This is a genomic window from Streptomyces sp. NPDC050548, from assembly GCF_044457385.1.
Lineage (GTDB): Bacteria > Actinomycetota > Actinomycetes > Streptomycetales > Streptomycetaceae > Streptomyces.
Map to the genome: position 1 here is coordinate 63,166 of NZ_JBITGV010000029.1, position 22,308 is coordinate 85,473.

At 70.2% G+C, this 22,308-nt stretch carries 22 protein-coding genes; 12 read left to right on the forward strand and 10 right to left on the reverse strand.

Going from position 1 to position 22,308, the window contains the following annotated elements; translation table 11 throughout:
* The 4 genes from ACIBJH_RS45620 to ACIBJH_RS45635 form a co-directional block, all read right to left on the reverse strand.
* Positions 1 to 1,788 (reverse strand): glycoside hydrolase family 15 protein, encoded by a 1,788-nt coding sequence (locus ACIBJH_RS45620; protein WP_399122915.1) that lies wholly within the window; start codon positions 1,786 to 1,788, stop codon positions 1 to 3.
* Between the two features lie 68 nt (positions 1,789 to 1,856).
* Positions 1,857 to 2,651: an SURF1 family protein gene (locus ACIBJH_RS45625; protein ID WP_399122916.1), complete on the reverse strand. Its 795-nt coding sequence runs from the start codon at positions 2,649 to 2,651 to the stop codon at positions 1,857 to 1,859.
* 72 nt (positions 2,652 to 2,723) lie between these two features.
* Positions 2,724 to 2,957: a hypothetical protein gene (locus ACIBJH_RS45630; RefSeq protein WP_399122917.1), complete on the reverse strand. Its 234-nt coding sequence runs from the start codon at positions 2,955 to 2,957 to the stop codon at positions 2,724 to 2,726.
* A 94-nt stretch (positions 2,958 to 3,051) separates the two neighbouring features.
* Positions 3,052 to 4,041: a DEDDh family exonuclease gene (locus tag ACIBJH_RS45635; protein WP_399122918.1), complete on the reverse strand. Its 990-nt coding sequence runs from the start codon at positions 4,039 to 4,041 to the stop codon at positions 3,052 to 3,054.
* A gap of 172 nt (positions 4,042 to 4,213) precedes the next feature.
* Here ACIBJH_RS45635 and ACIBJH_RS45640 point away from each other — a divergent pair, with 172 nt between their 5' ends.
* From ACIBJH_RS45640 to ACIBJH_RS45675, 8 genes are all read left to right on the forward strand, one after another.
* On the forward strand, positions 4,214 to 5,011 hold the full coding sequence (locus ACIBJH_RS45640; RefSeq protein WP_399122919.1) for an acetoacetate decarboxylase family protein: 798 nt from the start codon (positions 4,214 to 4,216) through the stop codon (positions 5,009 to 5,011).
* Positions 5,011 to 5,895 (forward strand): SDR family NAD(P)-dependent oxidoreductase, encoded by an 885-nt coding sequence (locus tag ACIBJH_RS45645; protein WP_399122921.1) that lies wholly within the window; start codon positions 5,011 to 5,013, stop codon positions 5,893 to 5,895. Before ACIBJH_RS45640 ends, ACIBJH_RS45645 begins: the two co-directional genes overlap by 1 nt.
* A gap of 10 nt (positions 5,896 to 5,905) precedes the next feature.
* Positions 5,906 to 7,189, forward strand: coding sequence for an amidohydrolase family protein (locus tag ACIBJH_RS45650; protein WP_399122922.1), 1,284 nt, complete (start codon positions 5,906 to 5,908; stop codon positions 7,187 to 7,189).
* Positions 7,186 to 8,442: an amidohydrolase family protein gene (locus ACIBJH_RS45655; protein ID WP_399122923.1), complete on the forward strand. Its 1,257-nt coding sequence runs from the start codon at positions 7,186 to 7,188 to the stop codon at positions 8,440 to 8,442. Before ACIBJH_RS45650 ends, ACIBJH_RS45655 begins: the two co-directional genes overlap by 4 nt.
* Before the next feature lie 25 nt (positions 8,443 to 8,467).
* The gene (locus ACIBJH_RS45660) at positions 8,468 to 9,190 is read left to right on the forward strand and encodes a VIT family protein (RefSeq protein WP_399122924.1); all 723 of its coding nucleotides are present in this window, start codon (positions 8,468 to 8,470) and stop codon (positions 9,188 to 9,190) included.
* 126 nt (positions 9,191 to 9,316) lie between these two features.
* Entirely contained in the window at positions 9,317 to 10,183 is an 867-nt protein-coding gene (locus ACIBJH_RS45665) for a sterol desaturase family protein (protein ID WP_399122925.1), read from the forward strand.
* Complete coding sequence (locus ACIBJH_RS45670; RefSeq protein ID WP_399122926.1) at positions 10,180 to 10,845, forward strand: lysoplasmalogenase; 666 nt, start codon at positions 10,180 to 10,182, stop codon at positions 10,843 to 10,845. The genes ACIBJH_RS45665 and ACIBJH_RS45670 overlap by 4 nt, the downstream gene beginning before the upstream one ends.
* Before the next feature lie 42 nt (positions 10,846 to 10,887).
* A complete protein-coding gene (locus tag ACIBJH_RS45675) occupies positions 10,888 to 11,934 on the forward strand; it encodes a zinc-dependent alcohol dehydrogenase family protein (RefSeq protein WP_399122927.1) in 1,047 nt (348 codons plus the stop codon).
* Positions 11,935 to 11,987: 53 nt separating this feature from the next.
* On the opposite strand, the gene ACIBJH_RS45680 is transcribed toward ACIBJH_RS45675, so the two are convergent.
* The 3 genes from ACIBJH_RS45680 to ACIBJH_RS45690 form a co-directional block, all read right to left on the reverse strand.
* On the reverse strand, positions 11,988 to 12,998 hold the full coding sequence (locus ACIBJH_RS45680; RefSeq protein ID WP_399122929.1) for a CopD family protein: 1,011 nt from the start codon (positions 12,996 to 12,998) through the stop codon (positions 11,988 to 11,990).
* Positions 12,999 to 13,098: 100 nt separating this feature from the next.
* Positions 13,099 to 14,484 carry a CoA transferase gene (locus ACIBJH_RS45685; RefSeq protein ID WP_399122930.1) on the reverse strand — a complete coding sequence of 462 codons (1,386 nt, stop codon included), beginning with the start codon at positions 14,482 to 14,484 and terminating at the stop codon, positions 13,099 to 13,101.
* A gap of 102 nt (positions 14,485 to 14,586) precedes the next feature.
* Complete coding sequence (locus ACIBJH_RS45690) at positions 14,587 to 16,119, reverse strand: S8 family serine peptidase (protein WP_399122931.1); 1,533 nt, start codon at positions 16,117 to 16,119, stop codon at positions 14,587 to 14,589.
* A 311-nt stretch (positions 16,120 to 16,430) separates the two neighbouring features.
* Here ACIBJH_RS45690 and ACIBJH_RS45695 point away from each other — a divergent pair, with 311 nt between their 5' ends.
* The 3 genes from ACIBJH_RS45695 to moaA all read left to right on the forward strand — a co-directional run bounded on the left by ACIBJH_RS45695 (position 16,431) and on the right by moaA (position 19,551).
* Entirely contained in the window at positions 16,431 to 16,787 is a 357-nt protein-coding gene (locus ACIBJH_RS45695; protein ID WP_399122932.1) for a DUF485 domain-containing protein, read from the forward strand.
* Entirely contained in the window at positions 16,784 to 18,403 is a 1,620-nt protein-coding gene (locus ACIBJH_RS45700; RefSeq protein ID WP_399122933.1) for a cation acetate symporter, read from the forward strand. Before ACIBJH_RS45695 ends, ACIBJH_RS45700 begins: the two co-directional genes overlap by 4 nt.
* 158 nt (positions 18,404 to 18,561) lie before the next feature.
* Positions 18,562 to 19,551, forward strand: a complete 990-nt coding sequence (moaA, locus tag ACIBJH_RS45705; protein ID WP_399122967.1) for a GTP 3',8-cyclase MoaA — start codon at positions 18,562 to 18,564, stop codon at positions 19,549 to 19,551.
* Positions 19,552 to 19,596: 45 nt separating this feature from the next.
* On the opposite strand, the gene ACIBJH_RS45710 is transcribed toward moaA, so the two are convergent.
* Both ACIBJH_RS45710 and ACIBJH_RS45715 read right to left on the reverse strand, forming a co-directional pair.
* Positions 19,597 to 19,815: a hypothetical protein gene (locus ACIBJH_RS45710; protein ID WP_399122934.1), complete on the reverse strand. Its 219-nt coding sequence runs from the start codon at positions 19,813 to 19,815 to the stop codon at positions 19,597 to 19,599.
* Between the two features lie 235 nt (positions 19,816 to 20,050).
* Positions 20,051 to 20,437, reverse strand: coding sequence for a DUF3099 domain-containing protein (locus ACIBJH_RS45715; protein WP_399122935.1), 387 nt, complete (start codon positions 20,435 to 20,437; stop codon positions 20,051 to 20,053).
* Positions 20,438 to 20,683: 246 nt separating this feature from the next.
* On the opposite strand from ACIBJH_RS45715, the gene ACIBJH_RS45720 reads away from it, so the two are divergent.
* Complete coding sequence (locus tag ACIBJH_RS45720) at positions 20,684 to 20,962, forward strand: GlsB/YeaQ/YmgE family stress response membrane protein (protein ID WP_399122936.1); 279 nt, start codon at positions 20,684 to 20,686, stop codon at positions 20,960 to 20,962.
* A 57-nt stretch (positions 20,963 to 21,019) separates the two neighbouring features.
* Here ACIBJH_RS45720 and tyrS read toward each other — a convergent pair whose 3' ends face one another.
* A complete protein-coding gene (gene tyrS, locus ACIBJH_RS45725) occupies positions 21,020 to 22,288 on the reverse strand; it encodes a tyrosine--tRNA ligase (RefSeq protein ID WP_399122937.1) in 1,269 nt (422 codons plus the stop codon).
* Positions 22,289 to 22,308: the final 20 nt, after the last annotated feature.

Here is a 22,308-nt window from a genome sequence, read left to right on the forward strand (position 1 = left end):
CTATCCTGCCTTCTCGTCCCCGAACAGCGCGAGGGCGGTGTTCACCAGCCCGATGTGGCTGAACGCCTGCGGGAAGTTGCCCAGTTGACGGCCGGCCACCGGGTCGTACTCCTCCGCGAGCAGCCCCACGTCGTTCGCGAGCCCCACCAGGCGCTCGAACAGCACCCGGGCCTCCTTGGTACGTCCGGTCATGTGCAGCGCGTCCACGAGCCAGAACGAGCACGCCAGGAAGGTGCCCTCGTCGCCCGGCAGACCGTCCACCGGGACGTCGGCGGCGGTGTCGTAGCGGCGTACGAAGCCGTCGTGGCCGAGCGCCGCCTGGACCGCGTCGACCGTGCCGACGACCCGGGGATCGTCGGGTGGCAGGAAACCGAAGCGGGGGATGAGCAGCAGGGCCGCGTCGAGTTCCTGCGACCCGTAGTACTGCGTGAACGTGTTGCGTACCGGGTCGTAGCCGTTCTCGCACACGTCCTTGTGCACCGCGTCCCGCAGCTCGCGCCAGCCCGACAGGTCCCCCGGGAGGTCGGCGTACTCCTCCAGAGTGCGTACGGCCCGGTCGGCGGCCACCCACACCATGACCTTGGAGTGCACGAAGTGCCGGCGCCCGCCGCGCACCTCCCACAGGCCCTCGTCGGGCTGCTGCCACTGGGCGCGCAGCCACTCCAGGAGGACGCTCTGCAGCGACCACATGTGCGGCTTGGGCGACAGACCCGCGCGCCGGGCCAGCCACAGGGAGTCCATCACCTCCCCGTAGACGTCGAGTTGGAGCTGGTTGACGGCGCCGTTGCCGATCCGTACGGGGGCCGAGCCGCCGAAGCCGGACAGGTGCGGCAGTTCGAACTCGGGCAGCCGCCGCTCGCCCGCCACGCCGTACATGATCTGCAGGTCCGCCGGATCGCCCGCGACCGCGCGCAGCAGCCAGTCGCGCCAGGCCTCGGCCTCCTTGTGGTAGCCCGCGGTGACGAGGGCGCCGAGGGTGAGGCTGGAGTCGCGCAGCCAGCAGTATCGGTAGTCCCAGTTGCGTACGCCGCCCATCTCCTCGGGCAGCGAGGTGGTCGCCGCGGCGACGATGCCGCCGGTCGGGCGGTAGGTGAGGGCCTTGAGGGTGATCAGGGAGCGTACGACCGCGTCCCTGTAGGGGCCGTCGTAGCGGCAGCGGGCCGCCCAGTGCTCCCAGTCCGTGACGCTGGTCCGCAGCGACTTGTACGGGTCGACGAGCGCCGGACGCGGCTCGTGCGAGGGATGCCAGGTGAGGACGAAGGCGACCTTCTCACCGGCCTCGACGGTGAACTCCGAGAGGGTGCTGAAGTCCTCGCCCCAGGTGCGCACCTCGGGTTCGCTGCGCAGCCACACCGAGTCGGGGCCCGCCACCGCCACCCGGTGCCCGTCCGCCCTGCGCACCCACGGCACGACCCCGCCGTAGTCGAAGCGCAGACGGAGCGTGCTGCGGACGGTGACCTTGCCGCTCACGCCCTCCACGACGCGTACGACATCGGGGGCGCGGTGGCGCTGGGGCATCAGGTCGGTGACGCGTACCGTGCCCTCGGCGGTCTCCCACTCGGTGTCCAGGACCAGGGTGTCGGGGCGGTAGGCGCGACGGGTGCAGCGGTCCGCGCCCGCGGGAGCGATCCGCCAGTGGCCGTTCTCCTCGTCGCCGAGCAGTCTCGCGAAGCAGGCCGCCGAGTCGAAGCGCGGCAGACACAGCCAGTCGACCGAGCCGTCCATGCCGACCAGGGCCGCGGTCTGTTCGTCGCCGATGAGGGCGTAGTCCTCGATACGTGGGTGCACGGGGTGCGGGTTCCCGGAGTATCGACCACGCAATCCCAGGTCGGGGCCGGGCGGGTGAAGCGCGCGGATCAGACCGTCGCCGGTTCCGCCTGCTCCGTCTCCTGCTCCTTGGCCGCCGCCTCCCGGCGGTCGCGGGCCTCGCGCCGCGCCAGGACGACGTAGCCGACCGGGACGGCCGCCGCGAACAGCCACCACTGGATCATGTACGCGTAGTTCAGCGGGGCGTCTTCCTTGCCCGGGTCGGAGATCTGCTCCGGGGTGCCGCCCTTCGCCTCGGGCGCCGTCTGCTCGACATAGCCGCCGAGCACCTGGGCGTGCAGCCGCTTCGCCTGTTCCGCACTGTTGATCAACATGATCTGGCGGTCGGGCAGGCCCTTGATGTCCTTGATGCCGCTCGCCGCGGTCGTCTCGTCGGCCATCAGACGCCCGGTGATCGTGGTCGTGCCGCTCGGCGGCGCGGGGATCTTCGGGAAGGCGGTCTGCGCGCCGTTCGCCGGGATCCATCCACGGTTGATCAACACCACCTTGCCGTCCGTCAACACGAACGGGGTGAGTACATGGAAGCCGACCTCGTCGTCGTCATTGGTGCGGCGCCGGACGACGACTTCCTTGGAGGTCTCGAAGGTGCCCGTCGCGGTGACGGTGCGGTACTTCTCGCTCCGGGTGACCGCGTGTCCGGGGGTGCTGATCGTCTCCACGGGGACCGGCTTGGCATGCAGTGCGTTGGTGACCAGCTGGTTGCGGGCACTGCGCATCTCGTAGCGGTGCATCTGCCAGATGCCCAGCCTGATCATCGTGGGGATCAGAAGAAGGGTGATCAACGCGAGGATCACCCACTGCCGGGACATCAGGAAGCGGTACACCCCACGACCGTACAACTCGGTCGTGGGGCGCATTGAGGGGGGTACCGGAAGGGACTCCTTCGGGCCGGCGGCTCACACCTTGTCGACGATCCCCACCTTCCCCTCCGCCCGCGCACAGTGGCCGCCGCAGAACCAGTGGCCCTCGACCTCCACGCCCTGGCCGATGATCTGCACCCGGCAGTGCTCGCAGATCGGGGCCATGCGGTGGATCGCGCACGAGAAGCAGTCGAAGACGTGCACCGCGCCCTGCGCGTGCACCTCGAAGCTCATGCCGTAATCATTGCCGCACACTTCACATCTCGCCATGCGCCACAGGGTGGGCCGTCCGCCCGGCACGGGCGAGCGGACGCGGGGCGAGTCGCGCCCCAATCACCCGTCCGTACGGCTCCCCGCGGCGCGCTCAGTCCGCCTGCTCGACGTCCCGGAGCAGCTGCCCGAACGCCGCCTCGTCCACCACGGGTGTGCCGAACTGGCGGGCCTTGACCACCTTCGAGGTGCCCGAGTCCGGGTCGTTCGTGACGAGCAGGCTGGTCAGCCGGGACAGGCTCGTCGCGACATGCAGCCCGGCCTCCACCGCGCGGTCCTCCAGCAGCTCGCGCTCGACGGACGTGTCCCCGGAGAACGCGATCCGCATCCCCTGCTTCAGCGGCTTGCCGTCCTCGAACCGCCCCGGGTTCGGGTACGGGCACGCGGGCCGCTTGCGCGCGGGACGCCAACTGCCCGCCCCGTAGCCGCTGTAGCCGCCCGCCTGCTGCCCGATCCGCGGCGCGGGCCGGTCGGCGGTCCACTCGGTCAGCGGCCGGCACTCGTGCAGCGGCAGCCGTACGCCGCTGCTCGCCGCCGCCCGCAGGCTCGGCCGGAACGCCTCGGCGAGCACGCGCGCGTCGTCCAGCGCGTGGTGCGCGCGCTGCTGCACGACACCGAAGTGTGCCGCCAGGGACTCCAGCTTGTGGTTGGGCAGTGGGAGGGCCAGTTCCTTGGAGAGCGCGATGGTGCAGAGCCGCTGCCGGACCGGCGGCTCGATCTGCACGCGTGCGTACTCCCGCGCGATCATCTGCCAGTCGAAGACCGCGTTGTGCGCGACCAGCACCCGGCCCTCAAGGCGGGTCGCGAACTCCTCGGCGATGTCCTTGAAGAGGGGGGCGCCCTCCAGTACGTCACTCGTCAGACCGTGGATCCACACGGGGCCGGGATCGCGCTCCGGGTTGACCATCGTGTACCAGTGGTCCTCGACCTCGCCGAGCGCGTCCAGCCGGTACACGGCCGCGGAGATTATCCGGTCGTCCCGGGCCAGACCGGTGGTCTCCACGTCAACTACCGCATACCCCTGGGGATACGCGGCCGGCCACGGAGCGGCTGCGGACACTGCGGGCGAGTGGTCTTCGAGCATGGTCACTGAGGATACGGGCCGTCACTGACAGCCCTGTCCCTCAGGTGCCTTGTCCCGTCCGCCCGTTCGGGTCCGCCGAACGCACGCGCGCGTGGCTATGGACCTTTTGCCCGCCCGGTGCAAGCGTGCTGCCCGCCTGACGGATGACGGCCTACGAAGGGCGGTACGGCGTATGGCACGCGTACGGTACGGCGCACGGACCGAGGCGGAGATCGCCGCCGCACGCACAGCGAGCGCGAAGCTCCCTGACATCTGGTCCACCGGTGTGGTGGCCGTCTGGGAGAGCGACCCGGACGCGGTCGCGGCGGTCCTGCCGCCGCCCCTCAAGCCCACCGGGCGGCCCTTGGTCCGGGTGAACATCAGCAAGGTCGAGCTGACCGGATATCCCCTGGGCGCGGGCTCGTTCGCGGTCGCCGCCGCGCACGACGGCGTCGAGGGCTGGTACCCGCTGGTCATGCCGATGACCCACGAACGTGCCCTCACCGGAGGCCGTGAGGTCTTCGGCGAACCCAAGAAGCTCGGCGAGGTGGCCGTCGAACGCGTGGGCCTCGTCGTGCACGCCTCCCTGGCCCGGCACGGCATCGCCTTCGTCGAGGTGCGCGGCGCGGTCAGCGAGGAGCTGCCCCTCCCCGGGCCGACGCAGAAGACCGACTTCTACTTCAAGTTCCTTCCCGCGGTGGACGGTTCGGGCTTCGACGCCGAGCCGGTGCTCGTGCACTGCCTGCGCAACGAGAAGGTCCGCCGCCTGGAGCGCGTCACCGGGGACGTCGTCCTGCGTGAGTCCATGTACGACCCGGTCGCCGACCTCCCCGTACGCACCCTCGTCGACATCACCATCGGCGAGAAGACCAGCGACCAGCGCGGCAGGGTCGTCGAACGGGTCGACGCGCGGGCCCTGTTGCCGTACATCCACCAGCGCTACGACGACCCGCAACAGGTCCACGACGGGCCGCCGGAGGGGAGCGTCTGATGGAGCTGAGGGAGGGTCAGGTCGCCGTCGTCACCGGGGCCGCGAGCGGGATCGGGCTCGCGATGGCACGGCGGTTCGCCGCCGACGGGCTCAAGGTGGTGCTCGCCGACGTCGAGGAGGGCGCCCTCGACAAGGCCGCCGCCGGTCTGCGCGCGGACGGTGCCGACGTGCACGCGCGCGTGGTCGACGTCGGCGTACGCCAACAGGTCCTGGATCTGGCCGAGTCGGCCTACGACACGTACGGCGCCGTCCATGTCCTGTGCAACAACGCGGGGGTCGGCTCGGGTGCCGAGGGCCGGATGTGGGAGCACGAACCGAACGACTGGCAGTGGGCGTTCGCCGTCAACGTGTGGGGTGTGTTCCACGGCATCCAGGCGTTCGTACCGAGGATGATCAAGTCGAATCAACCCGGTCATGTCGTCAACACGTCCTCCGGGGACGGAGGTATCGCCCCGCTGCCCACCGCCTCCGTGTACGCGGTCACCAAGGCGGCCGTGGTGACGATGACCGAGTCCCTGTACGCCCACTTGAAGGCGGAGCACGCGCGCGTGGGCGCCTCGGTGCTCTTCCCGGGGCCGCACATGCTGCGCACCGGCCTGTGGGAGTCGCACCGCAACCGGCCCGAGCGGTACGCGAAAGAGCGCCCCCGTAGGACCCCTTACCGCAGCCTCGACCAGTGGGAGACGGCCATGAAGGCGGCGGGCAAGGAGGTCGCCTTCACGCCCGTCGAGGAGGTCGCCGACCTCGTCGTGGACGGCATCCGCGCGGACCGCTTCTGGCTGCTCCCGGAGAGCGAGCACAGCGATGCCCGGATCAGGGCCCGGGCGGCCTCGATGCTCGACCGGGCGAACCCGTCGTACCTCGAAAGCTTCATCCTGGACTGAGGGGGCTGTTGTGACCGACCAGGAGCCGTACCTGATCATCTCCTCCGACTGCCACGCCGGGCTGCCCACCGAGGAGTACCGGCCCTATCTGGACGCCCGGTTCCACCGGGACTTCGACGGGTTCCTCGCCGGACGCGACCGGCGCCGCGAGGAGATGACCCGGCTCGGCATCCGCAACGAGGCGTTCGCCACCAAGTGGTTCCAGGACAACGAGGAGGGCCTGCGCGGGGGTTGGGACACCGCGCAGCGCCTCAAGGAGCTGGACGGGGACGGGGTGGCCGCCGAGGTGGTCTTCCCGGACGCCGACGCCGTGGACAGTCGGACGGCCGCGCCCTTCGGGGTCGGACTCGGCCTCTCCGGGGACCAGGACCCGGAGTTGGGCATGGCGGGCGCGCAGGCGCACAACCGCTGGCTCGCCGAGTTCGTCTCGGAGAACCCCGAACGGCACTGCGGTGTCGCGCTGTTGCCGGTGACGGCTCCTACGGAGAAGGTCGTCGCGGAGATCCACCGTGCCAAGGAGTCAGGGCTCGGCGCCCTGATGATCCCCTCGATGTGGGTCGACAAGGAGCCTTACCACGACCGCCGTTACGACCCTGTGTGGGCTGCCGCCGCCGAGTGCGCGATGCCCGTACTGACCCACTCCGGGGCGGCACCCCGCCACGAGTACGGCGATCACCTGGGCATCTACGTCAGCGAGGTGACCTGGTGGCCCGCCCGGCCGCTGTGGTTCCTGCTCTGGTCCGGGGTCTTCGAACGCCACCCGGGGCTCAAGTTCGGTGTCGCGGAGTCGGGTTGCTGGTGGCTGCCGAACCAGCTGTGGTTCATGGACCGCCTCTACCTGGGTGCCCACGGGGGCAAGAAGCTCTCGCCGTTCGCGGAGCTGAAACGGCCGCCCAGCGAGTACCTCGACCGGCAGGTCTTCATCTGCGCCACCAACACCAAGCGCCGCGAACTGGCCCAGCGCTACGAGATCGGCGTCGAGAACATCCTCTGGGGCAGCGACTTCCCGCACCCCGAAGGCACCTGGCCCGACACGCGCGCGTGGCTGAAGCGCACCTTCCACGACATCCCGGTCGACGAGACCCGCCGCATGCTGGGCCTGGCGGCGGCCGACGCCTTCGGCTTCGACGTGGCGGCCCTGGAGCCGCTGGCCCGCCGGATCGGCCCCACCCCCGCCGAACTCGGCCAGCAGGACGACCAGGAGGCCGTGACGGCGTCCTGGGCGCGCTCCCGCGAGGTCGGGCGGCACTGGCTGACCGACCACGACTTCCCGGTCCTGGGGGTGACGCCATGACCGCCACAGACCCCACGAGGCCCGCGAGTGAGGACCGGTACACGGTCATCTCGGCGGACTGCCATGCGGGCGCCGATCTCCTCGACTACCGGCCCTACTTGGAGAAGCGGTACCACGACGAGTTCGACGCGTGGGCGGCCACCTACGTCAACCCGTACGAGGACCTGGTCGCCGACACGGCCGACAAGAACTGGAACTCCGCGCGGCGGATCGCGGAGCTGGAGCAGGACGGGATCGTCGCCGAGGTCGTCTTCCCGAACACCGTCCCGCCGTTCTTCCCGTCCGGCTCCCTCATGGCGCCCGCGCCGACGGCCGAGGAGTTCGAGCGCCGCTGGGCCGGCCTGCGCGCCCACAACCGCTGGCTGGCGGACTTCTGCGCGGCCGCGCCGGGCCGACGGGCGGGTGTCTTCCAGATCCTCCTGAACGACGTCCAGGAGGCCGTCCAGGAGATCCGGTGGGCGGTCGAAGTCGGCCTCAGGGGCGGCCTGTTGCTCCCCGGCACCCCACCGGGCTCGGGGCTGCCGGAGCTGTACTCGTCGACGTACGACCCGATCTGGGCCGTGTGCGCGGAACTCGGCGTGCCCGTCAACCACCACGCAGGCTCGGCCGCCCCGCCCCTCGGCGACGAACCGGCCGCCCGCGCGGTGTTCATGGTCGAGACGACATGGTTCTCGCACCGCGCCCTGTGGCACCTGATCTTCGGGGGTGCCTTCCGCCGCCACCCGGACCTGAAGCTGGTGCTGACCGAGCAGGGCTCCGGCTGGATACCCGGGGTGCTCGACATGCTGGACTACTACCACGGGCGCCTGGTCGCGGCGGCGTCGAAGGCGGCCACCGCGGAGTCCAGGTTCGGCGCTGGACTCGCCGCCTCGATGGGCAAGGGTCCGTCGGAGGTATGGCGCGACAACTGCTTCGTGGGCGCCAGTTTCATGCGCCCGCACGAGGTGCCCCTGCGCGACCGCATCGGCATCGAGAAGATCATGTGGGGCAGCGACTACCCGCACGACGAGGGCACTTATCCGTACTCCAGGGAGGGCCTGCGCTTCGCCTACGCGCGCGTGCCGAGCGACGAGGTCGCCGCGATGCTCGGCGGCAACGCGGCCCGCGTGTACGGCTTCGACCTGGACCTCCTGGACCCGATCGCGGCGAAGGTCGGCCCCACGGTGGCCGAGATCGCGGAACCGCTCGTCGAACCGCCGGCGGACGCCACGAGCCCGGTGTTCGCGCGGGGGGCGTCGGTACGAGTGTGGTGACGCGAACGGTGGGATCCTCCGGAGTGTGACGGAACCGACCAAGGACGAGACCCACGACGAAGCCCACAGCGGCACACTGGGCTCGCGGCTGAACTGGCTGCGGGCGGCGGTACTTGGGGCCAACGACGGCATCGTGTCCACCGCGGGGCTCGTCGTCGGCGTGGCCGGTGCCACGGACGACCGCTCGGCGCTGCTGACGGCCGGCCTCGCCGGTCTCCTCGCCGGCTCCATGTCGATGGCGGCGGGGGAGTACGTGTCCGTCTCCACCCAGCGCGACTCGGAGAAGGCCGCCCTGGCCCAGGAGAAGCGCGAGCTGAAGGAGCAACCGGAGGCCGAGCTGGAGGAGTTGACCGAACTCCTCCAGGACCGCGGTCTGTCCCGCGAGGTGGCCATGGAGGCGGCGGCCCAGCTCACGGAACGCGACGCGCTGCGTACCCACGCGCGCGTGGAGCTCAACATCGACCCCGACGACCTCACCAACCCCTGGCACGCGGCCTGGGCGAGCTTCCTGTCCTTCACGGTCGGCGCGCTGCTGCCGCTGTTGGCGATCGTCCTGCCCCCGGCCGGCTGGCGGCTCGGCGTCACCGTGGTGTCGTCACTGGCCGCACTGCTCCTGACGGGCTGGAGCAGCGCACGGCTCGGCGCGGCGGACACGAGGCCGGCGATGCTGCGGAACGTGATGGGCGGGGCGCTCGCGATGGGGGTCACCTATGCGGCGGGGGCACTGCTGGGGGCGGTGGGGGTGTAGCGGGCCCACGGCCCGGGCGCGGCGGGCCTGTTGGCGGAGATCGCCAACAAGCAAGCGCGTACCCCAGGAAATACTTGTGGGTAACAACGTCTAGGCGTGACCGATTCGCGGTCCTACGGTTCACTCATGCCGAACCTGCCCGATGCCGTGCTCTGGTCGATACCCGCCTTCGTGCTGCTCACCGTGATCGAGATGATCAGCGTGCGCGTCCACCCCGACGAGGACGCGGCGGGCTACGAGGCGAAGGACGCCGCCACGAGCGTCGGCATGGGCCTCGGGAGCCTCGTCTTCGACTTCCTCTGGAAGATCCCGATCGTCGCGATCTACACCGCGATCTACGAACTCACCCCGCTGCGCGTGCCCGTGCTGTGGTGGACGATCCCGCTGATGCTGCTAGGGCAGGACTTCTTCTACTACTGGTCGCACCGCGGCCACCACGTGATCCGCATCCTCTGGGCCTGTCACGTCGTCCACCACTCCAGCCGCAGGTTCAACCTCACCACGGCCCTGCGCCAGCCCTGGACGACCCTCACGGTATGGCCGTTCTACGTCCCGCTCGTCGCCCTGGGCGTGCATCCCGCCGCGCTGGCGTTCTGCTCCTCGGTGAACCTCGTCTACCAGTTCTGGATCCACACCGAGCGGATCGACAGGATGCCCCGATGGTTTGAGTTCGTCTTCAACACTCCGTCCCACCACCGGGTCCACCACGCCTCCCAGGGCGGCTATCTGGACCGCAACTTCGGCGGCATCCTCATCGTCTGGGACCGGCTCTTCGGGTCGTTCGTCCCCGAGGTTGAGCGGCCCGTCTATGGGTTGACGAAGAACATCAACACGTTCAACCCGATCAAGGTCGCCACCCATGAGTACGTCGCCATCGCCAAGGACCTGAAGGCGGCGACCAGTTGGCGCGAGCGCTCGGGGCGGGTGTTCCGGGGACCGGGCTGGCAGCCGGTGGTCGCGGTGGAACAGACCGAGCAGTCCGTGGCCGCGTGAGAGCGTCCCGGGCGCTCCTGGGCGCCTTCGTCCTCGCCACAGCCCTCGACCTCGTCTCCCTCGCCGTGGGCTTCCGCACCGGCCATCTGGTCACCAAGCCGGTGATCGTGCCGCTGCTCGCCGCGTTCGCCGCCCGCGCGGGCGGCCCCCGGCTCCTGGTCGCCGCCCTGCTGTGCGGCTGGGGCGGCGACGTCCTGCTGCTCTCGGACAGCGATCCCGCCTTCATGGCCGGGATGGCCTCCTTCGCCGCCGGCCACGTCTGCTACCTCGTCCTGTTCCGGCGCCACGGTCCGCCACGCGCGCGTGCGGGTCTGCTCGCCGGCGGCTACGCCGTCGCCCTCGTCACCCTGGTCGTCCTGCTGTGGCCCGGCCTGCCGTCCGGCCTCCGTGTCCCCGTCGCCGGCTACAGCACCCTGCTGACCGCCATGGCGTACACCGCGGCCACCAGGCTCGGCCCGGTCGCCGGGATCGGCGGGGCGCTCTTCGTGTTCTCCGACACCCTCATCGCGACCGGCGTCGCCGACTGGCCGCAGCCGCCCCGGCCCGACTTCTGGATCATGCTGACCTATGCGGCGGCGCAGTTCCTGCTGGTCCGGGGCGCCCTCGATGCGCGGCCCGCACCGACCGCGGCGTACCGTGAAGTGCGCTCGACCACCCCCTGAGCGCACCGCACCAGCAGACCAGCGACGAGAAGGACCCTCGCCATGCGCGCCACCACCATCCACGCCCCGTTCGACATGCGCGTGGAGGACGTGCCCGAGCCGATGGTGCAGCTGCCCACCGACGCCGTGGTCCGGGTGCTGCGCGCCTGCATCTGCGGCAGCGACCTGTGGGCGTATCGCGGTGAGGCGGCCCGGCAGCCGGGGCAGCGGATCGGGCACGAGTTCCTCGGGATCGTGGAGGAGACCGGCTCCGAGGTGAGCGGCGTCAGGGCCGGTGACCTCGTGGTCGCGCCCTTCATGTGGTCCGACGGCGTCTGCGCGTACTGCCGCGAGGGCCTCACCACCTCCTGTGTGCACGGCGGCTTCTGGGGCGCGGTGGGCTACGACGGCGGCCAGGGCGAGGCGGTACGCGTCCCCTTCGCCGACGGCACGCTCGTACGACTCCCCAAGGAGGCGGCCTCCGACGACCACCTGCTGTCCGCCCTGCTGACCCTGTCGGACGTCATGGGCACCGGCCACCACGCGGCCCTCGGCGCGGGCGCCCGCAAGGGTGCCACTGTCGCCGTCGTGGGCGACGGAGCCGTCGGCCTGTGCGCCGTGCTCGCCGCCAAGCGCCTCGGCGCCGAGCGGATCATCGCCCTCGGCCGCCACGAGACCCGCACGGACATCGCGCGCGACTTCGGCGCCACCGATGTCGTCGCCGAACGCGGCGAGGCCGCCGTCGAGGCCGTCCGCGAACTCACCCGAGGCCAGGGCGCGCACTCCGTCGTCGAGGCCGTCGGAACCGAGCAGTCCATGCGTACGGCGGTCAACATCACGAGGGACGGCGGTGCCATCGGCTTCGTCGGCGTGCCGCACGGCAGCGGCACCGGCCTCGACCTCGGGGTCATGTTCGACCGGAACATCGCGCTGCGCGGCGGAGTCGCGCCGGTCCGTGCGTACATCCCGGAACTGCTGCCCGACATCCTGGACGGCGCCATCGACCCCTCGCCGGTCTTCGACCTGACGGTCGGCCTGGCGGGCGTACCCGACGGCTACAAGGCGATGGACGAGCGCACGGCCCTGAAGGTCCTGGTCGTCAACAGTTGATCGATGCCGAGTCGGAGTTGATCAATGCCGGAGCCGGTCAACACCGGATTCGATCAATGCCAGCGGATCGGCACCGGCAGGGCGGTCAACAGTCCGGAGACCACGACCACCACCCCCAGGACGACGACCTCGGCCCGCGCGGGTGAGCAGGCGGCCAACGGATCGGTGGACCGCCGCAGCCGGTGGCGCGCCCACAGCGCGAGCACGGCGACGGTGGCGACGAGCAGCACCTTGGCGAGCAGGGTGCGCCCGTACGCCGTCGTCGTCAGCTGGTCCAGGATCGTGCCGGCCGGCATCCTGCGCAGCGAACTCCACACCCCCGTGGCGGTGATCGCGGCCAGCAGCACGGCGGCCACGCGCGCGTAGAGGCCCAACAACGCGGCCCCCGCCTCGGCGTCCCGCCACCGCCGCAACGTCCGCAGCACGTGCAGCAGTCCGCCGACCCACAGCGCCGCGCACGTCAGATGCACCAGGGTCAGCTCCGAGCCGACCAACTGGCTGTGCTCGCCCACCGGGTGCGCGCGCAGCGCCTCCGCGAGGACCACGGCGGCAAGGGGCCACACCTGTACGGCGGGCCGGCGCGAACGGGCGCACAGGGCCGCCACGGCGAACGCGTTGACCTCCAGGAGTGCCAGCTTGCCGTCGCGGGACTGGTAGAGGCCGCCGACGTCGATCTCGGCGAGGCTGTGCGGCACCAGATTGCCCGTGGCCACGACCGACGCGAGCCCCAGTGCGGCGACGAAACCGGCACCGGCCGCGTACAGGGCCCAACTCCCGGGGCCGTTCGGAGGAGCACCGGGCACGGTGCGCGCCAGCCGGTTCACGAACAACTCGCCCAACGGCACGCACAGCGCGCCGAACAACACCGCCCGCAGCAGCGCGATGCCACCGACACCGGGCGCGGCGGCCTCCCCGGTGCCGTGCAGCGCGGCGGACGGGCCGAGCAGCGGGATCAGCGCGGCGAGCAGCACCAGGGCCAGTACGGCGACGGCCCGGCGCGTACCGGGGCGCCGCCCGGGGCCACTGGTGTCGGCCGCTTCGACAGTCGGTCGTATCAAGGTCACCCCAAGATCTTCACCAGCCGCCACAGAACCGGGCAAGTGCAACAAAACAACTGGCGGAACCGGATTCCGCTCATAGTTACGTTTCCGGCCCGCCCCCGGATCAAGCCCAACGAGCCGGGTCCGTGCCCCAACGACCCGGCGGACGCGCCCAGTTCACGGGCCCACCGGCGAAGGAGACCGGCGACAGCGCGTGCCGCAGCCGCCCGATACCGCTGCCAGTCTCGACCAGCCAGGCATCCGGCTGGTTGTACGCCGTCCCGCTCTCCTCGTACGAGGGCCCGACTCCTCCGGGTGTCATCAGCCAGGCGGCGGTTCGCGCGAGCGCCAGTCGCAGGACGAGGCCATGACCTTGCTCCGTCTGTTCCGTCAATGCCCGCAGTACCGCGGCCGCCAGCAGATACCCGGTCCCGTGGTCGAGGGCCTGCGCGGGCAGCGCGCCGGGCCGCTCCGGCGACCCCTCGGTGGCCGCGATGCCGGTGGCGACCTGCACCAGGCTGTCGAACCCGCGCCGCCCGCCCCACGGCCCGTACGCGCCCCACGCCGACAGCTGCGCCACGATCAGCCCGGGCCGACGGCCGGCCAGCGCCTCGGGGGAGAGCCCGAACCGGTCCAGGGCGCCTGGCCGATACCCGGTGACGACCACATCGGCTTGCCCGAGCAGTTCCTCGAAGGTCCTCCGGTCGGCCGCCAGGCCGAGATCCAGCCGGGTCGACCGCTTCCCGAAACCGGTGTCCGCGTGCGCGTCGGGATCCTCCGGCAACTGCGGGGCGTCGACGCGCAGGACGTCCGCGCCCAGCAGCGCGAGCGTGCGCGTGGCGACCGGGCCGGCGATCACGCGGGTCAGATCCAACACACGCACTCCGGCGGCCGGCAGCAGCGGATCGCCGTCGAGGGGCGGCAGCGCACGCGCGCGTGCTGTACCGAGCCGCTCGCGCTCGACGAGAGGTCGCCCGGCCACCGCGACTCCCTGCGGGTGTACGGCCCACTCCGCCGCCGTGCGCAGCGCGACCGCGAGGCCTCCGGCGCCGTACACGGTCTCCTCCACCTCGGACGCGGACCGTTCGGCGAGCACGTCGGCCATGTCCTCCGCGGAGGCGTCATCCGGCAGCTGCAACGCGTCCAGCAGTCGCGCCCGGTGGTGCGGATAGTTCGCGTGGGTGCGGACCCAGCCGTCGGCCGTCCGCCAGAACCGTGACAGCGGTGCGAAGGAGGCCGGCGCCCGCCCGTCGATCAGCAGATGCCGCTCGCTGACGAACGCCGTGGCGACGGTCCCGTCGTCCACCCGCACCCCGGGCACCTCCGTGCGCCCGGCCCGCCGCGCCCCCAACTCGGCGGCGGCCAGCGCGCACGCTCCCACGCAGGCCCGCGCCAACTCCCGTACGGGAAGCCGCGCTTCGAGCGCTCCGTGGCGCGCGACGGTCGAGATACGCGGGACCAGTGCGGGATCGCCGCCCAGCGCGTCCCATGCCACCTTGATGTCAGTCATGACTGCACTATGCAGTATTGATTCAATCAATATATGTGGGTGGTGATGCAGACATGAACGGGCCGGGCGGAGATCCGCCCGGCCCGTTGGCGGGTGTCCTGTCTACTTCACCGCCCGCAGCGCGTTGACGATGCCGAACCCGTAGAAGCCGTTGACGCGCTTGCCGCCGACGCAGGTCGCGTCCGCGATGCCGTCGCCGTTGGTGTCGTACACGTCGGTCGGGCAGCCCGGGTTGTCCGCCTCGGCCTTCAGCAGCGCCTGCAACTGGGCCGGAGAGGCGTACGGGTGCGTGGACTTGAGCAGCGCGGCCACGGCGGCGACGTGCGGGGTCGCCATCGACGTGCCCTGGAGATAGCCGTACGTGTTGTTCGGCAGCGTGGACAGGATGCGGCCGTTCTTCGACGGGGTGTCCGGGATCTGCCGGGCGTCCCCGCCCGGCGCCGCCACGTCGATCACGCCCTTGCCGTAGCTGGAGAAGTACGACTTGGCCTTGGTGACGCCGACCGAGCTGACCGTGACGACACCCGGCAACTGGGTCGGTACGTCGAAGCACTCGTGCGGGTCGACCGTACGGGTCGTCGCGGTCGAGTCGTCGGGGCTGGAGGCGTCGATCAGGGCGTCGGAGTCGAGGTCGTCGTTGGAGTTGCCGGCCGCCGCGACATTGAGCGTGCCCTTGTGCTGCGCGTACAACTGGGCCCTGTTGACCGCGTCGACGATGGCACGTTGATCGGGGTCGTCCATGCAGTTGTACAGCCAAGGATCAACGTAGTAGCTGTTGTTGGTGATCTCCACGCCGTGATCCGCGGCGAACACGAACGCGCAGACCACACTCTCCGGGTAGAACAGCTGGGTCGAGTCCGGCTCGGCCACCGTGATCCCGGCGACCTTCACGCCCGGGGCGACCCCCGCCACACCGATGCCGTTGCGGGCGGCGGCGATCTCACCCGCGACATGCGTGCCGTGGTAGTGGGCGGAGTCCACGGGACGCCAGGAGCCGTACGTCGTATCGGCCTTGCCGCCCACGCAGTTGGCGGACTGCGAGGGGGAGAAGTTCGGGGCGATGTCCGGGTGGGTGTCGTCGACGCCGACGTCGATGACGGCGACCGTCACGCTCTTGCTGCCCGGGTTGATCTTCGCGGCCTTGTCGGCGCCGATCGCGGGCAGGTCCCACTGGTCGGCTTCGAGGGGCTCGCTGTCACCGGCCGCGGCGGAGGCCTTCGTCGTCTTCGCGGCCTGTTCCTTGGAGAGGTACTGCACCGCGCCCTCGTCCGTCGTCGAGGCGAGGCTCAGCGGCGCGGTGCGCGTGGCACCGGCCGACTGCACACCGGGCACCTTGCGGATGATCAGCCCGAAGTCGGGGTTCGCCGAGTGCACGACGATCACGCCGATCTGCTCGTACGTCTCCACGATGCTGCCGCCGGCCGCATTGATCGCTTTCTTGACCGTGTTGATCGTCCGGTGGTCCAGCCGGGTGTTGACCACATACGAGAGGTTGGGCGCGTCGGCGGTCTGCGCGGTGGTCTCCGTGATCGGGACCGCCGAAGCCGCCGACGGGAGGAAACCGAGCGAGGCGGTCAGCGACAGCACGACCGGTACGGCGAGGGCGAGCCGGTGTCTGGGGCGCAGATGAGCCATGGGATCTCCACATCATCCTGAAACGAAAAGGCCCGAGACGTGGTGCCTCTCGGGCAGGTACATGACTAGTGGTGCCAGCTGAAGTTATCTCCCGCGAGGGCTGGCCAGCAATGACTTCCCCAAGGCGAGTCCTGAAAGAAGTCAAAGGAGTTGAACCGGTCCACGCGTGGCGCCGTGACCCTGGGCAGGAAGCGCCAGCAGGATCGAGAACCCCTCGATTTCACGTAGGGGAGTCGATCGATCGCTCCTGGTGGCGTGATCCGTAGGTCTGTGAGGTCGCAACCAGCATGTCCGCAACGCGAGGAGACACCGTGGCCACCGAGACACCACCACCCTCGAAAGCCGAACACAAACTCCCCAGTACCGAGGAGTTCGAACAGGTCCAGGAGAGCGCGGAGTTCGCCGAACTGCGCCGCGCCCACCGCTCCTTCGCCTTCCCGCTGACCGTCGCCTTCATCGCCTGGTATCTCCTGTACGTCCTGCTGTGCAACTACGCGGACGACTTCATGGACACCAAGGTCGTCGGCAACATCAACGTCGCCCTCGTTCTGGGCCTCGGCCAGTTCCTCACCACGTTCCTCATCGCCTGGTGGTACTCGCGGTACTCCGCCGCGAAGCTCGACCCCAAGGCCGAAGCCATCAAGTCCCGGATGGAGGGCGGCGCATGAGCCCCGCGATCACCCTGGCCGCCGGCGAGGCGAGCCAGCACCGGCCGCTGATCATCACCCTGTTCGCGGTCTTCGTCGCCGCGACGCTCGTCATCACCGTCTGGGCGGGCCGCCAGACCAAGAACGCCGCCGACTTCTACGCGGGCGGCCGGCAGTTCACCGCCTTCCAGAACGGCCTGGCCGTCTCCGGCGACTACATGTCAGCCGCGTCCTTCCTCGGCATCGCCGGCGCCATCGCCCTCTTCGGCTACGACGGCTTCCTGTACTCCATCGGCTTCCTGGTCGCCTGGCTGGTCGCCCTCCTCCTGGTGGCCGAACCGCTGCGCAACTCCGGCCGCTACACCATGGGCGACGTCCTCGCCTACCGCATGCGCCAGCGCCCGGTCCGTACGGCGGCCGGCACCTCCACCATCGTGGTGTCGATCTTCTACCTGCTGGCCCAGATGGCAGGCGCGGGCGTCCTGGTCTCCCTGCTCCTGGGCATCACATCCGACGCGGGCAAGATCGGCATCGTCGCCCTGGTCGGCGTCCTGATGATCGTGTACGTCACCATCGGCGGCATGAAGGGCACCACCTGGGTCCAGATGGTCAAGGCCTGCCTGCTCATCGCCGGTGCCCTGCTGCTCACCTTCCTGGTGATGCTCAAGTTCAACTTCAACATCTCCGACCTGCTCGGCAAGGCCGCCGACAACAGCGGCAAGGGCTCCGCCTTCCTGAACCCCGGCCTCAAGTACGGCGCCACCGGCACGACCAAGCTGGACTTCATCTCCCTGGGCATCGCCCTGGTCCTCGGCACCGCGGGCCTGCCGCACATCCTGATCCGCTTCTACACGGTGCCCACCTCCAAGGCCGCCCGTAAGTCGGTCAACTGGGCCATCGGCCTCATCGGCGCCTTCTACCTGATGACGCTGGCCCTCGGCTTCGGCGCCGCGGCACTGATCAAACCGGACGAGATCATCGCCTCCAACAAGGCGGGCAACACGGCGGCCCCCCTCCTGGCCCTCCACCTGGGCGGAGTCGACTCCAACTGGGGCGCCATCCTCCTGGCCAGCATCTCGGCGGTCGCCTTCGCCACGATCCTCGCGGTCGTCGCCGGCCTCACCCTGGCCTCGTCCTCCTCCTTCGCCCACGACATCTACGCCAACGTCATCAAGCGGGGACAGGCGACGGAGAAACAGGAGATGTCCGCCGCCCGGTACGCCACGGTCGGCATCGGCGCCGTCTCCATCCTCCTCGGCGCCCTCGCCCGCGACCTGAACGTCGCCGGCCTGGTCGCCCTCGCCTTCGCGGTCGCCGCCTCCGCCAACCTCCCGACGATCCTCTACAGCCTCTTCTGGAAGCGCTTCACCACTTCCGGGGCCCTGTGGTCGATCTACGGCGGCCTCGTCACCGCGGTCGGCCTGGTCCTGTTCTCGCCGGTCGTCTCCGGCAAACCCACCTCGATGTTCCCGGACGTCGACTTCCACTGGTTCCCCCTGGAGAACCCCGGCATCATCTCCATCCCGGTCGGTTTCCTGCTGGGCTGGCTCGGCACGATCCTCTCCAAGGAGGAGCCCGACACCGCCAAGTACGCGGAGCTGGAGGTACGGTCCCTGACCGGCACCGGAGCCCACTGAGCCGCTCCGAGTCTCCCCACGCCGACGGCCGCGTCGTAGATCCCTACGACGCGGCCTCGTCGTACCTCGTGGGATCGGGCCGCTCTCGTTGTCAGAGGTGTCGCGTAGGCTCGCAGGTGTCGGAAAACATGCGATCCGAATCGAGGGAGGAGGCCCACGTGCTCATCGACACCTATGGCCGAGTGGCCACCGACCTGAGGGTTTCGCTGACCGACCGGTGCAACCTCCGGTGCACGTACTGCATGCCCGAGGAGGGCCTGCAGTGGCTGGCGAAGCCCGACCTCCTCACGGACGACGAGATCGTCCGCCTGATCGACATCGCGGTCACCTCCCTCGGTATCGAGGAGGTCCGCTTCACCGGCGGCGAGCCCCTGCTGCGCCCCGGCCTGGTCGGCATCGTCGAGCGGGTCGCGGCCCTGGAGCCCCGCCCCCGGATGTCCCTCACCACCAACGGCATCGGCCTCAAGCGCACGGCGACCGCCCTGAAGAAGGCGGGCCTGGACCGGGTCAACGTCTCCCTGGACACCCTGCGCCCGGACGTCTTCAAGACCCTCACCCGCCGCGACCGACTCAAGGACGTCCTCGCGGGCCTGGAAGCCGCCCACGACGCGGGCCTGACCCCGGTGAAGATCAACTCGGTGCTGATGCCCGGGCTCAACGCCGACGAGGCCCCGGACCTGCTGTCCTGGGCCGTGGCGCACGACTACGAACTGCGCTTCATCGAGCAGATGCCCCTGGACGCCCAGCACGGCTGGAAGCGCGAGGGCATGGTCACGGCCGGCGACATCCTCGCCTCCCTCCGCACCCGCTTCGAGCTGACCTCCGAAGGCACCGACGAGCGCGGCTCGGCCCCGGCCGAGCGCTGGATCGTGGACGGCGGCGCGCACCGCGTGGGCGTCATCGCCTCGGTCACCCGCCCGTTCTGCGGGGCCTGCGACCGCACCCGCCTCACTGCCGACGGCCAGATACGCAACTGCCTGTTCGCCCGCGAGGAGACCGACCTCCGCACGGCCCTGCGCTCCGACGCCCCGGACGAGGAGATCGCCCGTATCTGGCGCCAGGCGATGTGGGGCAAGAAGGCGGGCTCGGGCCTGGACGACCCGTCGTTCCTCCAGCCGGACCGACCGATGTCGGCGATCGGCGGCTGAGCAGCGGTCGTAGGCGAAGAGGCGCTGCGGAACTTCCGGTGAGCCTTACGGGATCTCGGGCGCTTCCCAGTCCTCGAACTTGACGACGTCCTTCAGGAAGCCGCGTACACCGAGGAACTGGGACAGATGCTCGCGATGCTCCTCGCACGCGAGCCACGTCTTGCGCCGCTCCGGCGTGTGGACCTTCGGGTTGTTCCACACGAGGACCCACACGGCGTCCGCGCGGCAGTCCTTCGCGGAGCAGATCGGTGTCTCGTCACTCACGGGAACTCACGGAATTCGTCTCACAGATGCGCTGAAAAGGCGACGCCGAGCAGCCACGGGGGGAGCTGCCCGGCGTCGGTCTGTCGCTCCGACGGGGGATGCGGAGCGCGTACGAAGTATGTCACGGGTAACCGGTCGCTCGGCACCGGAACAACATGATTGATCTGAGCTTTTCTTGAGCTTGGTGCGGAGCCGACTTCCGTTTATGGCACGTTCCCCATGGTCACGACCGGCCCTACGGTTCGCCCCGCGCACCCGGCGTAGGCTCGGGCACGACCCCTTCCGGGACGGGTTCCGCGACGCCCTCGTCCGGCCGCGGCGGCGTGATCATCGGCCGCAGCGGCGCGGTGACGAACGTCGACGGCAGACCGGGCGCGTTCTCCCGCCCGGCGTTCGCGATCACCACGGCGACATAGGGGAGGAGCACACCGAGCACCAACGCGACGATCGCGACGTGCCGTTCGACGTTCCACAGGGAACAGGCGAGAATCACCGACACCGTACGGATCGACATCGAGATGACATACCGGCGCTGCCGACCGCGGACGTCCTCCGCGAGTCCCGTCCGGGCTCCGGTGATCCGGAACACCTGGGCGTTGCCTTCGCCGTGCAGCTTCCGCATCACATTCCACCATCCGCCCGCATCGGACTCTCCCCGGCCCGCACCCCGGTTCGCACCCGATCCGGGAACCGGGCCCCGACACCTCCAACGTTACGCCGCGCCTGCGCCGCCTTCGAGACCGGGGCACCCCGGGTCCGGGCGAGCGACCTGCGCCGCACCACGTACGGCCGTACCCGACATGCGGCGTAGCGCGACCGGGCCCACACTTGGCGTAATGCTCACGTCGAGCCGTACAAGGAGGCAGCCATGGGCTGGTTGTGGGCGATCATCGTGGGATTCGTGCTGGGTCTGATCGCGAAGGCGATCATCCCGGGCAAGCAGCACAGTCCGCTCTGGCTGACCACCATCTGCGGCATTCTCGGCGCCATCGTCGGCAACGCGATCGCCCGGGCGTTCGGCGTCGACGCGACCAGGGGCATCGACTGGAGCCGCCACGCGTTCCAGCTCATCGCCGCGATCATCATCGTCTTCGTGGTCGACATGGCCTACATGGCGACAATCGGCAAGAACAAACAACGAGCCTGACATCCGTACGACGAAGGGGCGGCCTCCCGAACCGGGAACCGCCCCTTCGTCCTGCGCTCACGCCCCCGTGACCTCCACGGCGGCAAGGTTCTTCTTGCCCCGCCGCAGCACCAGCCACCGCCCGTGAAGGAGATCCTCCGTGCCCGGCACGGCGTCCTCCGCGGTGACCTTCGCGTTGTTCACGTAGGCCCCGCCCTCCTTCACGGTCCGCCGCGCGGCGGACTTGCTCGCCACCAGGCCGACCTCGGCGAACAGGTCGACGACCGGGCCGAGTTCGGCCACCTGGATGTGCGGGACCTCGGAGAGGGACGCGGCCAGCGTCTTCTCGTCCAGCTCCGCCAGCTCGCCCTGCCCGAAGAGAGCCCTGGACGCGGCGGTGACCGCGGCCGTCTGCTCGGCGCCGTGCACCAGCGTCGTCAGCTCCTCGGCCAGCGCGCGCTGCGCGGCACGGACCTGGGGGCGCTCCTCGGTCTGCCGCTCCAGCTCCTCAAGCTCCGCACGGGACTTGAAGGACAGCATGCGCGCGTACGTGGAGATGTCCCGGTCGTCCGTGTTCAGCCAGAACTGGTAGAACGCGTACGGCGTGGTCATCTCCGGGTCGAGCCAGATGGCGGTGCCCTCGGACTTGCTGAACTTCGTGCCGTCGGCCTTGGTCATCAGCGGTGTGCCGTAGGCGTGCACCGTGGCGTCCGGCTCCAGGCGGTGGATCAGGTCCAGGCCCGCCGTGAGGTTGCCCCACTGGTCGCTGCCGCCCTGCTGGAGCGTGCAGCCGTACCTCCGGTAGAGCTGGAGGAAGTCCATGCCCTGGAGGATCTGGTAGCTGAACTCCGTGTAGCTGATGCCCTGTTCGGAGTCCAGACGCTTGGCGACCGAGTCCTTCGCCAGCATCTTGTTGACGCGGAAGTGCTTGCCGATGTCCCGCAGGAACTCGATCGCGGAGAGGTTCGCCGTCCAGTCCAGGTTGTTGACCATGACCGCCGCGTTCTCGCCCTCGAAGGACAGGAACGGCTCGATCTGGTGGCGCAGTTTCCGGACCCAGCCGGCGACCGTCTCCGGATCGTTCAGCGTGCGCTCCGCCGTCGGGCGGGGGTCACCGATCTGACCCGTGGCGCCGCCGACCAGCGCCAGCGGCCGGTGGCCGGCCCGCTGCAGCCGGCGCACGGTGAGCACCTGCACCAGGTGTCCCAGGTGGAGGGAGGGCGCGGTGGGGTCGAAACCGCAATAGAACGTGACGGGACCGTCCGCGAGCGCCTTGCGCAAAGCATCTTCGTCGGTGGACAGGGCGAACAGCCCGCGCCACTTCAGCTCGTCGACGATGTCCGTCACGGTTCTCGTATCTCCTTGGG

Coding starts and splice junctions, on each gene's coding strand:
- ACIBJH_RS45630 (WP_399122917.1), bottom strand. CDS start 2,957: ATGGCGAGATGTGAAGTGTGCGGCAATGATTACGGCATGAGCTTCGAG.
- ACIBJH_RS45635 (WP_399122918.1), bottom strand. CDS start 4,041: ATGCTCGAAGACCACTCGCCCGCAGTGTCCGCAGCCGCTCCGTGGCCG.
- ACIBJH_RS45640 (WP_399122919.1), top strand. CDS start 4,214: ATGGCACGCGTACGGTACGGCGCACGGACCGAGGCGGAGATCGCCGCC.
- ACIBJH_RS45645 (WP_399122921.1), top strand. CDS start 5,011: ATGGAGCTGAGGGAGGGTCAGGTCGCCGTCGTCACCGGGGCCGCGAGC.
- ACIBJH_RS45655 (WP_399122923.1), top strand. CDS start 7,186: ATGACCGCCACAGACCCCACGAGGCCCGCGAGTGAGGACCGGTACACG.
- ACIBJH_RS45665 (WP_399122925.1), top strand. CDS start 9,317: ATGCCGAACCTGCCCGATGCCGTGCTCTGGTCGATACCCGCCTTCGTG.
- ACIBJH_RS45675 (WP_399122927.1), top strand. CDS start 10,888: ATGCGCGCCACCACCATCCACGCCCCGTTCGACATGCGCGTGGAGGAC.
- ACIBJH_RS45685 (WP_399122930.1), bottom strand. CDS start 14,484: ATGACTGACATCAAGGTGGCATGGGACGCGCTGGGCGGCGATCCCGCA.
- ACIBJH_RS45690 (WP_399122931.1), bottom strand. CDS start 16,119: ATGGCTCATCTGCGCCCCAGACACCGGCTCGCCCTCGCCGTACCGGTC.
- ACIBJH_RS45700 (WP_399122933.1), top strand. CDS start 16,784: ATGAGCCCCGCGATCACCCTGGCCGCCGGCGAGGCGAGCCAGCACCGG.
- ACIBJH_RS45715 (WP_399122935.1), bottom strand. CDS start 20,437: ATGCGGAAGCTGCACGGCGAAGGCAACGCCCAGGTGTTCCGGATCACC.
- ACIBJH_RS45720 (WP_399122936.1), top strand. CDS start 20,684: ATGGGCTGGTTGTGGGCGATCATCGTGGGATTCGTGCTGGGTCTGATC.